Source organism: Aequorivita sp. H23M31 (assembly GCF_004022485.1).
GTDB lineage: Bacteria > Bacteroidota > Bacteroidia > Flavobacteriales > Flavobacteriaceae > Aequorivita > Aequorivita ciconiae.
On sequence record NZ_CP034951.1, the window covers coordinates 927,952 to 943,005 of the forward strand.

Genomic DNA, 15,054 nt, shown 5'->3' on the forward strand with positions numbered 1-15,054 from the left:
TAGATTATTGATTGATAATAGATTGCAATCTTAATGATTTTTTCAATTTTTTATGGCCTATTTTTTTGCTATTTTTACAGAATAAATATATTATAGATGAATTCTTCCACTACCGAAAAAATCAAAATCCAAAAAGCAGACAAATCTAGAATCGATCAAGTTGATTTTGAAAATCTTGTATTTGGAAATGTCTTTAGCGACCATATGTTTGAGTGTGATTATAAGGATGGTAGTTGGCAAACTCCCACTATCAGACCTTATGGATCTATAACACTTTCTCCTGCCGCCAAGGTTTTTCACTATGGACAGGCTGTTTTTGAAGGTATGAAAGCTTTTAAAGATGAAGATGGAAAGGTATGGCTTTTTAGACCCGATCAAAATGCAAAACGGATCAATAAATCTTCGGTGCGTTTAGCTATCCCAGAATTTCCGGAAGAAATTTTTTTTGAGGCACTTACCACCTTGGTAAAAATGGATCGCGATTGGGTAAAGTCTGGTGAGGGAAACTCCCTTTATATCCGTCCTTTTGTATTTGCAACCCAAGCTGGAGTTGGTGCATCACCTTCCACCGAATATAAGTTTATGATCCTGATGTCTCCCGTTCGTGCATATTATGCTGGAGATATTCAGGTTGAAATTGCTGAACATTATAGCCGTTCTGCCAATGGTGGCGTAGGTGCGGCAAAAGCGGCGGGAAATTATGCTGCGCAGTTTTTCCCAACAAATCTAGCTCGTGAAAAAGGATTCCAGCAGATAATCTGGACTGATGCCAGTAACCACGAATATTTGGAGGAAGCCGGAACAATGAACGTCTTCTTTCGTGTAAACGACACTCTCCTAACCGCGCCTATCAGTGATAGAATTTTGGACGGTGTTACCAGAAAAAGCGTAATCGCCTTGGCAAAAAGAGACAATATTGCTGTGGAAGAACGTAGAGTGCTAGTTTCCGAAATTGTTGAAGCTTCCAAAAATGGTTCGCTTAAGGAAATTTTTGGAGCGGGAACAGCAGCAGTTATTAGCCCCATTAACGCCTTCAGTTTTCAGAATACAACTCATAATCTTGAAAAACAAGACGACAGCTACGCTGTGAAATTTAAAAAGGAGCTCACCGACATCCAACGAAATAGATGTGAGGATCCATTTAATTGGAGATTTGAGGTGGTTTAAGCACCAATGACAATTAGCTTAAACCTCACCTGCAGCAATTGTTCTAAGAACATATTTTTACAAGCAACAAGATTCTTTTAATCCCTATTCTTCAGTAGGGATTAATTTTTATTTTGAAAGGATAGCTTTTATGTTCGGAGGAAAATAATTTTCTCCCTTTAACACTTTTCCATCCTCTCGATAAATTGGTTTACCCTCGGCTCCCAATTTACTCATATTGCTTCTCTGGATTTCATCAAATACTTCATCTATTTTGTGTTGCATTCCGTGTTCGATAATGGTACCACATAAAATATAAAGCATATCTCCGAGGGCATCGGCAACTTCAACCAAATCGTTATTGTTGGCCGCCTCAAGATATTCTTCATTTTCCTCTCTCATCAGTTTATAACGGAGAAGATTGTTTTTGATTCCCAAATCGGCGGTGGGAACATCTTTGATATTTAATCCAAAAACTCTGTGGAATTCGGCAACGGCGTCAGTCTTTTTTTTCATAAACATTTATCTTTATTGATAATGACAGGTTCAAAAATGGGAATTTTTAATGTGGTTCAATATAGAATTCCAAATTTTCATTTTAATATTTCCAGGGTTCAAATAAAGCTGTGTATTCTTTAATAATCTTGATTCTTGTGTTCGGATTAATAGTTATTTTTACCGCGACAAAATTACATTATTATGTTTACCTCAGGTCAATTGATTTTTGCACTTATAGCGATTATAATCTTCGCTATCGTAATTATTTTCAGCTACCGAGGAGACAAAAAACTTCACAAAAAATATTACAGGGGAAATATTTGGGTATTGATTGGATTCTTGATTTTTATCGGATTTCTCATTCTTTTAAAAACGTACCTAAAGAATTAAAATCGATTTGAGGAGATTGAAAATTCTTCCTATTTTAATCTCTCTTTTCTAAGTTTGAAAATAAAAAATTCCCACTTCTGAATTTGGAATCCCGTTTTCAATTCTGGGATTATTCCTGAAGTCCACGAATCGTGGGTGCTAGTTATTGCTTTATTCCCAATCCATCTTTATAAAAATTAGTGTGTAATCTTTTAGGCTTCTGTGTAAAAATTATACGTTTTCTGTTTACACTTTTTGTACAAAGTCTTTCTCATCCCTTTAAAATGGCATTGGTATAGCGCTTGCTTATGGGTAAGCGATATAGAAATGAAATTTTACAACAATACAGATAAAGAATCTAAAATATGAACAACACTTATCAGGAATTGACTTTAACCTCACCAGAATTTTTTGATAAAAATGAAATAGACAATGCCATTACAGAAACTCCCCAAGATGTTACAAAGTCTCACCTGAAAACGGATAGTGGGAGCCAGATGAAGACCCCAAGAAAGAAAGCCAATCCTTGGGGCATTTTCGTTTTGGGAAGTACCTTTTTGTTAATGTTGGTAGCGACCTATTTGTTTTTTTATTTAGATACCGATTTTACCAACTTTCATGAGGAAAGACTTAATTCATCGTGGGGCTTCCCCTTTTTGATTTTAGCATTCGGTCTTCTTTTGTTTAAAGCAGGATTCTTTTTATATACCCTTTATAGATATTTCCGTTATAAGCCCATTGATTCTGTTACTGATGCGGAACTACCAGTCTGTACCGTTATTGTTCCCGCATATAATGAAGGAAAACAAGTATGGAAAACTTTGATGAGTTTGGCGGAAAGTGACTATCCTGCGGAAAAATTGCAATTACTGGCCATTGATGATGGTAGCAAAGACGATACTTGGTATTGGATGCAAGAGGCCAAAAGAATATTGGGAGATCGGGTAACCATCTTTCAACAGCCTGAAAACAAAGGAAAGAGACACGCGTTATATCGTGGTTTTAATATTGGAAGAGGTGATGTATTTGTAACGGTGGATAGCGATTCCATCGTTAAACCTAATACTCTCCGAAACTTGGTAAGTCCTTTTGTTGTGGATGAAAACTGTGGGGCTGTTGCCGGAAATATCCGCGTATTAAATAACAAAAAGGCGCTCTTACCAAAAATGCTGGATGTAAGTTTTGTATTGAGCTTTGAATTTGTGCGCTCTGCCGAAAGTAGTTTAAATTCCGTGCTATGTACACCGGGAGCTTTGGCAGCCTACAGACGAAGTGCCGTTTTCGCCTGTCTTCCGGAATGGATCAACCAAACCTTTATGGGAAAACCATCGGATATTGGTGAAGACCGTGCGATGACCAATATGATTTTAAAGCAGGGCCATAAAGTGTTATTTCAACGTAATGCCTATGCTTACACCAATGTACCAGAAAACTATACGGGTCTTTATAAAATGTTTATCCGTTGGGGTCGTAGTAACGTTCGTGAGAATATGGAGATGTCTAAATATGTTTTTACCAATTTTAGAGAAGGAGCTAAAAGCGGTACGAGGTTACTATTTTTAAGCCAGTCGTTAAAAATTATAATGAGCTATCCATTTATATTGTTTATGATGTTCTTTATTGTAACACACCCAATATTGTTCTTTAGCTCTACACTGTTCGGAATCTTGATTCTTTCTAGTTTCCCGGTATTGTTCTATGCAAAGAGATATAATTTTTCGGAATCTATTTGGGCTTATTCCTATAGTATCCTATACACCTTCGCCCTATTCTGGATTACTCCATATGCAATTGCAACTGCGAGTAAGAGAGGATGGCTGACAAGAGGATAATAATATAATTTTATTTGAATTTCAAACTGGCACTTATCTCCTCAATTTATTTTAGTGCCAGTTTGTTATTCACATTTTAGGAACCAACTTAATTAGTTAATCAAAAAATATAAAAAAGCTCTTTGGTTATCCAAAGAGCTTTTTTTATTTTGCAGTATTCTACAATTAATTTACCTCTGGCAAATTGTTATAGTTTTTAGAGTAGAACAACATTTGTTCTTCAAAGGATTTTGGTTGCTCCACGCCAATACTCTCAATCTCACCTTTATCATTCATTTTAGGAACAAGAACCGGATTGACAAAACCACTATAAGGAGCAGCAGTAAATTGTTTGTTTCTTTCCAAAACTTCCTTGTGAAGTGCAGGATCTACTTTCACTCCGTAGGTTTCTACCAAATGCTCTACTGCCTTGTAATCTCCTTCCGATTTTATACGTTGGGTTTCTCTAAGCAACTGACCGAATAACTCATGAAGTTTTTCATAATCAGTAATGTTGAAATAGGTTTTTCCGTCACGGGTTATCTTTTCGATCACATTGTCTTTTTTGCCTTTTTCAAACACCCAAGCAGAAACCCACTGACGGTTGCGCATATGCGATTCCTCAATATCATCTCCTAGGTCAAGGCGGATCAATTGCGTCATCAGACCATTTCTAATATATCCGTCATAGGCTGCCATTCCCACCTTTTTCCAATCATCCACCAAACCGAGTTCTTGAAGTTTTGGAGTGTATAGGTAGTAAAGACCTACAAGGTCAGCACGGCCTTCTTCCAGAGTTGAAGCATAATTCTTCAAAGTTTCTTTAGTTTCTCCAACCCCAGGATTCATTTGACCGGAAGCGTGACCAATAACCTCATGAAGCGCTGTATGGAGTTTATCGGCAAGTTGCCCGTATTTTTCTTCCAATTCCAACTCGGTAGAATCATTTACAAACTCATGCAACCTTCCAGAACTTCCGGAGTTGTTATAAGCGTCTATAATATTACCAAGAGAAACCGACTTACTACCTACAGCTGCACGAATCCAATCCGCATTTGGAAGATTAACCCCAATAGGTGTGCTCGGTGAAGCATCTCCGGCTTCGGCAGCTACATTTACTACTTTGTAACTTACCCCAACAACATTTTTCTTTTTGTGCTCTTCCATCAATGGCGAATTGTCCTCAAACCATTGTGCGTTTTCAGAAAGTACTGCCATTTTTTCAGACATATCAAAATCCTTAATCTGAACGATGGTTTCATAAGAACCTTTATAACCCAGAGGATCATTGTAAACTTCAATAAAACTGTTTATATAATCAATATTGCCTTCAGTGGCGCCGGTCCAAGCTACGTTATAATCATCCCAAGTTTGAAGATCGCCAGTTTTATAATACTTGATCAATAAACCAATTGCATTTCCTTGCGCCTCATTTTCGGCTACTCCTTGAGCTTTTTCTAACCAACCGATTATTTTATCTATTGCCGCTCCGTAAAGTCCGCCAGATTTGTAGATCAATTCCTTAACCTCACCATTCTCTTTTACCAGTTTTGAGTTTAGACCGAAAGAAAGAGGTTTAGTGGGATCTGGCGATTTCTTTTTGGAATAGAAAGTTTCTACATCCTTATTGGTTATTTCTGGACCATAAAAGTTTACCGCACTATTGGCAACGTTGTCAAGACCCTTGCTCAAGTTTACTTTTTTCATATCCTTATCGTTGAATATCACTTCAAAAGCTTCTCCCTCCAAGGTTGTGTTCGTATCCATCAAGAGTTGCTTGAGGTAATCTGAAGAAAATCCAGGCTTTAACTTGTCATTTGAATAGTGATGGTGTATCCCATTGCTAAACCATACTCTTTTAAGATATATTTCAAAGTTTTTCCAATCTTCAGATGTTTTATCACCTTGGTAATTTTGAAATACATTTTCAAGAGCCTTTCTAATGGCAAGGTTGTGGCGATAATTCTGGTCCCACATAATATCTCTACCTTCAAGACCTGCCTGACCTAGGTAATAAACCAGTTTTTGTTCCTTTAGGGTAAGTTTGTCCCATCCGGGAATTTGATAATGCAGAATACGAACGTCACCGAACTGTTCTTCAGCAGAATCATAGTTGGCAGGTTGCACTGTTTCAACTTGTGCCACTTCCTTTTCCTCCTTGTTTTCCTTACAAGAAAAAAACAGTAATCCGCACAATGTTAGGGCAATAAAAAAGATGTTCTTCATTATAGGGTGTTTTTAGTTTTTCGCAAATGTACTAAAATAATTTTCCTTGTTTATAAATCATAACTCAAACCAATATTGAACCCTTTGAAGATGAAAGCCCTCCATCTTTTTTTTATATCTTAGCCCTACCAATCAACACCTCCCTTATAAATGAAAATCCTAAAATACCTTCTTTTTTTAATACTCCTAATTATCATAGGCAGTGCAATTTATTTCGGTACTAAAGATGGCGATTATGCGGTAAGCGATTCCATTGTAGTCGCTGCTCCTGCGGAAGTAGTTTTCGACAAGGTGAACGATTTTAAAAACTGGGAAGGTTGGATGCCTTTTAAACAAAAAGATCCTAGCCTTACATTTAAATATGCTGAGAAATCCTCTGGAGAAGGAGCTTCCATGTCCTGGGAAGGAAAAAACAGTGGATCAATTACAACCACGAAAGTGATTCCGTATAAGGAAATACAACAAGATTTGACCTTCAAGTCCGCTGCGGGCAAAAGAAACGCAAAGATGATTTGGTTGTTTGAAACTATAGGAGATAGTACCAAAGTAACCTGGGAAACAAATGGAAAACACACGCTAATGGAAAAGGCTTATATGTCTATTAAAGGTTCCGATTTTGTTTCTAGAATCCACACCTTGAACAACCTAGGTCTCGCGGCAATGGCTTCGGAAGTAGTAACAGATATGAAAAAATACAACATAAATGTTGACGGCGTTACCCAATATGGTGGTGGTTATTATATGTACACAACTTCGGTTGCCAAGAAGCAGGAAGTACTTGAGAAGTCCGCTCCGATGATTGAGCTTGTTAAGGATTTTGTTTCAAAAAATAACCTAAGCAGTTCTGGGGCTCCCTTTATTTTATATAATGAAGCCGACAAAATGAATAATACGGTGATATTTTCAACAGGAATACCCATAAGTGAGCGCGTTATTACCCCGGAAAACAGTCCTGTGGTCTGCGGATTTATGGAACCGGTTACCGCTTTAAAAATCACGCTTAAGGGGAACTACGAGAATATGCCAGAGGCACTACAAAAAGGAATGGAGGATATTCGACAAAATGATTTGCAGGTGGATCCAGAAAGAAAAATTTTCGAAATCTATTCAACGGATACATCCCAAGAACCCAATCCGGCAAAATGGGTGAGCGAAATTTATATTCCTATACAACCAAAGGAGCCACCTGCGGGAGAAGTTGGACTATAATTGAATATTTGTTAACTATTCTATTCCTTATTCTCAACCCTATCAAAAAATAGTAATTTAATGAAGCAATTAGCTTTGGTTTTTGTCGGTGGAGGAATCGGAAGTGTTATAAGGTTTGGCCTATCAAGGTACTTGGACAGCTTTAAAACTGGAATTCCTTACGGCACCTTCGCAGCCAACATTCTAGGCAGCTTATTAATTGGTATAATCCTGGGTATGGCATTAAAAAACGATACTCTCTCCCCTAACACCGTTTTGTTTCTTGCAACCGGATTTTGCGGAGGTTTTACCACTTTTTCCACTTTCGCCTATGAAAATCATGTTTTTCTCAAAACTGGTGACTTTATGTCTTTTGCCGTATATACCATAGCTAGTTTTGTGGTGGGCTTTGCAATGGTATTTCTAGGAATGTGGCTGGTAAAAATCTTTTAATGTGGACGAAAATCCTTCACTCCAGCTTCAATTCTTATTGGTAAATCATTTTCTGGAGGAGGAATTGGGCACGAATATCGAGCATTGTACGCGCAATAAGGATTGTAAGCTTTATTGAAATCCAAAATCAAAGTATTTCCTTCGGGAATTTTTTGATCTAAATATCTACCTCCGCCATAGGAACCATCGCCACTGGTTAAATCTGTAAATGGCAGAAACAAATAATCCTCATAACCAGCCTCCTTATATGGCTGTGTATTTTTAAATAAACTCAACACCATTTCCTTCCCTTCTAAAGTGAAATGTGCTTCCCCATATTTCACATACTCTGGCAGCCGATCGGTGGTTGTAGGCATTAAAAATGGCTTTTCGTCAGGAGTTCGCACAAAGGTGGCCTTTATAATGAAGGTGGTATCAATGGGGTAAAATTTAAGCCCTGTGAAAACTTTAAAATCTTCTGGGGTTAATATGGATGTTTCGGGATTTGTAAACTCGCTATTCAATTCTGCCTGGGCCCTTTCGCTTTCAGAAACATCAACTTTTGACTGTGCAAAAATCATCAAATTCCAGAGTAATATAGAGAGGAAAAACAATCTTTTCATAAAACCTTTTTCGTAAAAATAGAAAACAATTTTCAGACTTATTAAAAATGCGATTCATAAATATTCAAGACTTTGAAAAAAATCTTTTTGCAAATAATAATCAAAACTGATTTTTCCCTACATTTGATTTCCTAATTGACAAAAATGCTAAATAGAACCTACATCTGCCCATTTACAGATTGCCTTTCAAGAATGAAATGTCGGCGATGTATGGATTGATGAGAAAATATTTTTTTTTTCAATATCTAAAACGTCCCGACTCAAATCGGGACGTTTTACTTTTTAATATAGGAAGAAAAATTTGAAATCAGATTACCAAACCTAGAAGACAGGGAAGATTAAAGGTCATCTTATTAACCCAATGAAAAAAATATATTCCAATTATCTGGCAAATTTCCGTGGTCTTTCCCACGAAATCTGGCTTTTGGCGCTGGTTACTTTCGTTAACAGAGCAGGCGCCATGGTAATTCCCTTCTTATCCCTATATCTTATTAATGTAGAAGGTTTCGACCTACCGCATGTGGGCTGGATAATGTCCTGCTTTGGGTTGGGATCTTTGGTAGGAACTTATTTTGGGGGAAGATTGACAGATAGCATCGGCTTTTATAAGGTCATTCTTTTTAGCTTATTCTTCGGTGGGATCGGCTTTGTCTTACTTCAGTTTATTGACACCTTTATAGGATTTTGTATAGGTATCTTTTTATTGACCTCGATAACCGACTCGGGAAGACCGGCAATCTTTGTTGCTGCCGACACTTATAGCCTTCCAGGTAATATAACTCGAAGCATAACTTTAATCAGGTTGGCGATCAATCTTGGGTTTTCAGTGGGACCTTTGATAGGCGGACTGATAATTGCCCATATTGGCTATACTTCTTTATTTTGGATAGACGGATTTACTTGTATTCTTGCCTCTTTTGGAGTTATGGCACTTTTAAAACCGAAAAAACAAAAAGACAAAAATGAGGTAAAAACTAATATAATCAAGGAAGGCGTACCACCCTACCTCAATAAGCTGTTTATATTGTTTTTTATTATAATGGTCGCAAACAGTTTGGCATTTGTTCAATATTTTTCTGTAATGCCCATCTATTACGAAAAAGTTCATCTTCTTTCCGAAGATTTGATCGGGTGGTTACTGTTTATTAATGGAGCAACAATTGTGATTTTTGAAATGCCGCTAATCGGTTGGCTAGACAGAAAGAAAGTCTCTAAAACAATGGCTACTTTTTGGGGAATCTTCTTTCTAGGCCTGAGCTTTTTGGTGCTGAATCTCACATCCTGGAGCGGTGTTTTGGTAATAGCAATGTTTTTGATGACCTTAGGTGAAATGATTGGATTTCCTTTTTCAAATGCCCTGGCATTGGAAATGGCTCCCAAAGGTAGGAAGGGAAGCTATATGGGTCTTTACAGTATGAGCTTCAGTTTTGCACATCTTATAGGCCATAATGGAGGAATGAATATGGTAGATACATTTGGATATTTTGACACTTGGAATTTCTTCGCAATCTTTCTTTTAATAGTAGCAAGCGTAACAATCTGGCTTTATTTCCTGTTAAAAAAATCGGTAAGCGGAAACATTTGAGCCAATTGAAATTAAGTATCAATACATTCAAAATACAAGGATGTTTCGAAGCGGGGCCGAAAGTACCCATATGGGATCACCACGAATGCACGAATTCTTTTATAACATATTGGTGTGGTAAAGCCAACATAATTCAATTTTCTTCAATTTTAAAATTCTAAATATTTTGATATAAAGTTTATTTCAAGGGTTTTAGATCATTGTTTCTAACCACGTGCGATAATACGATCTGCGTTTTGGTTTCACCATAAATAATTAATTGATCAATAAAAGCCTCTAGGTGTTTCTGGTTTTTGAGGACCACCTCCATAACAATATTTTCATTCCCTGTTATGCGGTAACAATTGAGTACTTCATCATAAGTTTTTACGACCTCCAGAAAAGGTTTCAGTTTTCCCATAAAAGCCCTAAGGGTTATAATGGCCTTAAATTGATATCCAACCTCAAAAGGAGAAACTTGGGTAAAGTACCCCGTTATTACACCAGTATCCTCCATCTTTTTAATCCTTTCTGAAACCGCCGGCGAGCTTATACCTACCTGTCTTCCAATTTCCGTATTGGGCTGGCGGGCATTTTTCTGAAGACAATTAAGGATTTTCCAGTTTAAAAGGTCTATAATCATATTAAGGTTATTTTTAAATATAAGATAATATTTAAGGTAAATATAATGAATCGCTTTAATATCGATAGTATAAAAAGCTTACTTGTCCTTAAATTTGGGTAGATTTAAAAAATAAATTATCAAAGATGTCACCTCATCCTGTCGGAAATAATTCAAATTCTGCCATTTACCATAAAGCTCAGGAGATACTCCACTTATCAAGACAAATCTCAAGCTATTTAAGCCATGATCTTGCCCAGTTACAACGAAATGGAAAAGAACATTCTGAAATTTATTTTACAGGAGATATTGTCCAGCAGTCGGTTTCTTTGGGGCCTGAAATTCTCAAAGCCGAAAGTCAGCTATTCAAGGAGGAAAAACATAAATATGCTACCTCTGTTATGCGACTTTCAAATTTGCTATACAAAAATTGTCGTCGTTTAGAACGGATAAACAGCAACGGCAAGGATTTTTTACCCCTTTTAATAAAGGAAGTAAAAAAATTTCATAGACTCCAACATATTTGGCGACTTACACTTTAGATAGCAAAAAACTTCATAGATTTATTTCAATTCAATACTACATTTATTTTCAATCTATAAGTTCAAATTATGTTTGAGGATGAAAATGAAGGGAAGTCATTAAGAGACTTCGAAAATGCCCCAACCTATAAAAAGGTGATGTTAATTTGAGAGCTGGCTCGGCATATTGCGGAAATAGCCCAAAAGACTGAAACCAATTCCGATTTGGATTCGGAAAGAGATATCCTAAAAGGCTACCCTCGCTATATTATTAAGGACATCTCCACCATTGCTCCTAAAATTGCTGGAGCTTGGGGCAGCCCGATTTATGATCTGTATGTTGAAAACTTGGCCATCTTGATTCGCCACGTCGAGTATCCCGACGATTCTAACAAATCGATCTTCCAAAAGGTAAAAAACCTCGGGCTCTCTAAGTAAAATTACGTTGGTATGGTTTTTTATCCCTATCCACAATCAGGACATTTGACACAAATATACGTCTCAATGTCGTGATTTTAAAGATCCTAACCTATCATGCTACATATTTCTTCTATACTGCCCTCCTACCTCAAATAAGGAATCTGTAATCTGCCCTAGTGAACAAACTTTCGTAGCCTCCATAAGGTGCTCAAACATGTTTTCATTATGGATGGCAGCCCTTTGTACTCTTTCTAGTGCAGGCTTGGCTTTATCCCCATACATTTTATGAAGATTCTGCAGGGTTTCAATCTGAACTTGTTTCTCCTCTTCCGTAGCTCGGATTACTTCTGCTGGAAGTACCGTAGGTGAACCTTTGCGGCTAAGGAAAGTGTTAACGCCAATAATTGGAAATTCACCATTATGCTTTAAAGTTTCATAATAAAGACTTTCTTCCTGGATCTTGCTTCGCTGATACATGGTTTCCATGGCACCCAATACCCCACCACGTTCGGTTATGCTATCAAACTCTTTCAAAACCGCTTCCTCTACAAGATCTGTAAGCTCCTCAATAATGAAAGCTCCTTGAATGGGGTTTTCGTTTTTTGCAAGCCCTAATTCCTTATTGATAATCAACTGGATTGCCATCGCACGTCTCACACTTTCCTCGGTAGGAGTTGTTATTGCCTCATCATAGGCATTTGTGTGAAGGGAGTTACAGTTATCATAGATGGCATATAAAGCTTGCAATGTAGTACGGATATCATTAAAATCGATTTCTTGTGCGTGCAATGATCTTCCAGAAGTCTGTATATGGTACTTCAACATTTGGGCTCTTGGGTTTGCGCCGTATTTCTCTTTCATAGCTTTCGCCCAGATTTTACGGGCAACTCTACCAATCACAGCATATTCTGGATCTATCCCATTACTGAAGAAAAAGGAGAGATTGGGGCCAAACTCATTAATATCCATCCCACGGCTCAAATAATACTCAACATAAGTAAACCCATTGGACAGAGTAAAAGCCAATTGCGTAATCGGGTTTGCTCCTGCCTCTGCAATATGATAGCCGCTAATTGAAACGGAATAGAAATTCCGTACCTTTTTCTCAATAAAATATTCCTGCACATCGCCCATCAGTCTTAACGCAAATTCTGTGGAAAAAATACAAGTATTCTGCGCTTGGTCTTCTTTTAAAATGTCCGCCTGAACCGTCCCTCGCACTTGCTGAAGGGTTTCGTATTTTATTTTATTATAAACTTCGGTATCCAAGACCTGATCTCCAGTTACTCCCAACAGCATGAGACCTAAACCATTATTGTTTTCTGGGAGTTCACCGTGGTATTTTGGACGATCGATGCCCTTTTCCCCATATAGATTTTTAATTTTTTTCTCCACTTCATCTTCCATTCCATTTTCCTTGATGTACTTCTCACAATTTTGATCAATGGCCGCATTCATAAAGAAACCAAGTAACATGGGAGCTGGCCCATTTATTGTCATACTTACCGAAGTCATTGGATGACTAAGATCGAATCCGGAGTACAGTTTTTTGGCATCATCCAAACAGCAAATGGAAACACCCGCATTTCCAATCTTTCCATAAATATCGGGTCTAAGGTCTGGATCATTTCCGTATAGAGTTACACTATCAAAAGCCGTAGAAAGTCTTTTGGCGGGCAGTCCACTACTCACATAATGGAATCTTCTGTTGGTTCTTTCCGGCCCTCCTTCACCCGCAAACATACGCGCAGGATCCTCTCCTGTTCTTTTAAAGGGATAGAGACCAGCGGTGTATGGAAATTCACCTGGAACATTTTCCTGTAAGATCCATTTTAGGATATCGCCCCACGCCTGATATTTAGGCAAGGCAACTTTTGGTATTTGGGTATGGGATAAAGATTCTGTATGGGTATCGATATTAAGTTCTCTTCCTCGAACCTTAAAGCTATAAACAGGAGCCTTATATTTGTTTACTTTTTCGTCCCATTCAGTAATTACCTCCCAATTGTAAGGGTTCAAATTCAACTTTTCACGATCAAATTCCGCAAGAAGAAGTTTTATGAGATCGGAATTGTCATCTCTGCTTGTTATTGATTCAGAAATGATTCCACTTTTATCCAATTTTGGAGTGCTTCCAGAGATGGATTCCAAAGTTTTAAAAATTCCATACAACTTCTGGGCGACTTCAGATTGCTCGCTCGCTCTATTATCGTAAGCGCGATTGTTTTCGGCTATTTCAGATAAATACCGAGTTCGCGCCGGTGGAATAACATAAACCTTTTCCGACATTTCTTCAGAAATATGATAATCGCTCTTTAAATCTGAATTTGTCTTTTCGGAAATGGTATCCATAATTGCGCGGTACAATCTGTTCATTCCCGGATCGTTAAATTGGGATGCAATTGTTCCAAAAACAGGAAGCTCATCCTGAGGCGTATCCCAAAGTAAGTGATTGCGCACATATTGTTTTTTAACATCGCGCAAGGCATCCAGTGACCCTCTTTTGTCGAATTTGTTGATTGCTACCAGATCAGCAAAATCGAGCATATCGATTTTTTCAAGCTGGGTGGCAGCTCCAAATTCGGGAGTCATTACATATAATGAAACATCGCTATGTTCTAAAATTTCGGTATCACTTTGACCAATTCCAGAAGTTTCAATAATAATAAGATCGTAATTTGCGGCTTTAAGAACCTCAATGGCCTCGGTTACATATTTCGATAGAGCCAAATTGCTCTGTCTGGTGGCTAGACTTCGCATATATACTCTTGGCGAATTGATAGCATTCATACGGATTCGATCTCCCAATAGCGCCCCGCCCGTTTTTCTTTTTGAAGGATCGACCGAAACTATACCGATTCGTTTTTCTGGAAAATCCACCAAAAACCGTCTAACAAGTTCATCGACGAGGGAAGATTTACCAGCTCCACCTGTTCCCGTAATTCCCAAAACTGGAATGGTGCTCGTTTTATTTTTATGATGGATTTTATTTAGGGTTTCTTCCGCTACTTCCGGAAAATTCTCCGCAGCCGAGATAATCCTCGAAATGGCTCCAATATTTCTGTTCTCCAATTTTTTGTATTCTCCATTCAACTTATCTCCAATAGGAAAATCCGCTTGTTGGACCAAATCGTTTATCATTCCCTGCAGTCCCATCTCTCTTCCGTCATCCGGAGAATAAATTCGGGTTATTCCATAATCCATAAGCTCTTTAATTTCGGAAGGTAGGATTACGCCACCACCGCCGCCAAAAATCTTTATATGCCCCGCTCCACGCTCTTGCAAAAGATCGTACATATATTTAAAATACTCATTATGTCCTCCTTGATAAGAAGTCATTGCGATAGCATTGGCATCTTCCTGAATTGCCGTATTGACCACCTCTTCTACACTTCGGTCATGACCTAAATGAATTACTTCCACACCCGTAGATTGAATAATACGACGCATAATATTGATAGCGGCATCATGACCATCAAAAAGAGAGGCGGCAGTTACAATTCGAACATTGTTCGTGGGAACATAAGGTTTTATGGATTTCATACTGAATGAGTTATTTTAAAGATTCTGCAAATTTAGTGAAAACCTAATAGAAATGCTTGTATTCATACCGATTGCCCCAGTAAAATATATT

At 37.8% G+C, this 15,054-nt stretch carries 12 protein-coding genes; 7 read left to right on the forward strand and 5 right to left on the reverse strand.

Features of this window, described 5'->3' with window-relative positions:
* Positions 1-96 precede the first annotated feature (96 nt).
* Complete coding sequence (locus EI546_RS04180) at positions 97-1,167, forward strand: branched-chain amino acid aminotransferase (protein ID WP_128249367.1); 1,071 nt, start codon at positions 97-99, stop codon at positions 1,165-1,167.
* A 108-nt stretch (positions 1,168-1,275) separates the two neighbouring features.
* On the opposite strand, the gene EI546_RS04185 is transcribed toward EI546_RS04180, so the two are convergent.
* Entirely contained in the window at positions 1,276-1,662 is a 387-nt protein-coding gene (locus EI546_RS04185; RefSeq protein ID WP_128249368.1) for a pyrophosphohydrolase domain-containing protein, read from the reverse strand.
* A gap of 848 nt (positions 1,663-2,510) precedes the next feature.
* Here EI546_RS04185 and EI546_RS04195 point away from each other — a divergent pair.
* Positions 2,511-3,845 (forward strand): glycosyltransferase family 2 protein, encoded by a 1,335-nt coding sequence (locus EI546_RS04195; protein WP_128251527.1) that lies wholly within the window; start codon positions 2,511-2,513, stop codon positions 3,843-3,845.
* 165 nt (positions 3,846-4,010) lie between these two features.
* On the opposite strand, the gene EI546_RS04200 is transcribed toward EI546_RS04195, so the two are convergent.
* Positions 4,011-6,050, reverse strand: coding sequence for a dipeptidyl-peptidase 3 family protein (locus EI546_RS04200; RefSeq protein WP_128249370.1), 2,040 nt, complete (start codon positions 6,048-6,050; stop codon positions 4,011-4,013).
* Between the two features lie 150 nt (positions 6,051-6,200).
* On the opposite strand from EI546_RS04200, the gene EI546_RS04205 reads away from it, so the two are divergent.
* Positions 6,201-7,259 carry an SRPBCC family protein gene (locus EI546_RS04205; RefSeq protein ID WP_128249371.1) on the forward strand — a complete coding sequence of 353 codons (1,059 nt, stop codon included), beginning with the start codon at positions 6,201-6,203 and terminating at the stop codon, positions 7,257-7,259.
* A 60-nt stretch (positions 7,260-7,319) separates the two neighbouring features.
* Positions 7,320-7,691, forward strand: a complete 372-nt coding sequence (gene crcB / locus EI546_RS04210; protein ID WP_128249372.1) for a fluoride efflux transporter CrcB — start codon at positions 7,320-7,322, stop codon at positions 7,689-7,691.
* On the opposite strand, the gene EI546_RS04215 is transcribed toward crcB, so the two are convergent.
* Positions 7,688-8,293, reverse strand: coding sequence for a DUF1684 domain-containing protein (locus tag EI546_RS04215; RefSeq protein WP_128249373.1), 606 nt, complete (start codon positions 8,291-8,293; stop codon positions 7,688-7,690). The genes crcB and EI546_RS04215 overlap by 4 nt on opposite strands.
* Positions 8,294-8,654: 361 nt before the next feature.
* Here EI546_RS04215 and EI546_RS04220 point away from each other — a divergent pair, with 361 nt between their 5' ends.
* The gene (locus tag EI546_RS04220; protein WP_128249374.1) at positions 8,655-9,878 is read left to right on the forward strand and encodes an MDR family MFS transporter; all 1,224 of its coding nucleotides are present in this window, start codon (positions 8,655-8,657) and stop codon (positions 9,876-9,878) included.
* Positions 9,879-10,056: 178 nt separating this feature from the next.
* On the opposite strand, the gene EI546_RS04225 is transcribed toward EI546_RS04220, so the two are convergent.
* A complete protein-coding gene (locus EI546_RS04225) occupies positions 10,057-10,500 on the reverse strand; it encodes an Lrp/AsnC family transcriptional regulator (protein WP_128249375.1) in 444 nt (147 codons plus the stop codon).
* A gap of 125 nt (positions 10,501-10,625) precedes the next feature.
* Here EI546_RS04225 and EI546_RS04230 point away from each other — a divergent pair, with 125 nt between their 5' ends.
* Positions 10,626-11,021, forward strand: coding sequence for a hypothetical protein (locus EI546_RS04230; protein ID WP_128249376.1), 396 nt, complete (start codon positions 10,626-10,628; stop codon positions 11,019-11,021).
* 204 nt (positions 11,022-11,225) lie between these two features.
* Positions 11,226-11,438, forward strand: coding sequence for a hypothetical protein (locus EI546_RS04235; RefSeq protein ID WP_128249377.1), 213 nt, complete (start codon positions 11,226-11,228; stop codon positions 11,436-11,438).
* 99 nt (positions 11,439-11,537) lie between these two features.
* Here EI546_RS04235 and EI546_RS04240 read toward each other — a convergent pair whose 3' ends face one another.
* The gene (locus EI546_RS04240; protein ID WP_128249378.1) at positions 11,538-14,963 is read right to left on the reverse strand and encodes a methylmalonyl-CoA mutase family protein; all 3,426 of its coding nucleotides are present in this window, start codon (positions 14,961-14,963) and stop codon (positions 11,538-11,540) included.
* Positions 14,964-15,054 lie beyond the last annotated feature (91 nt).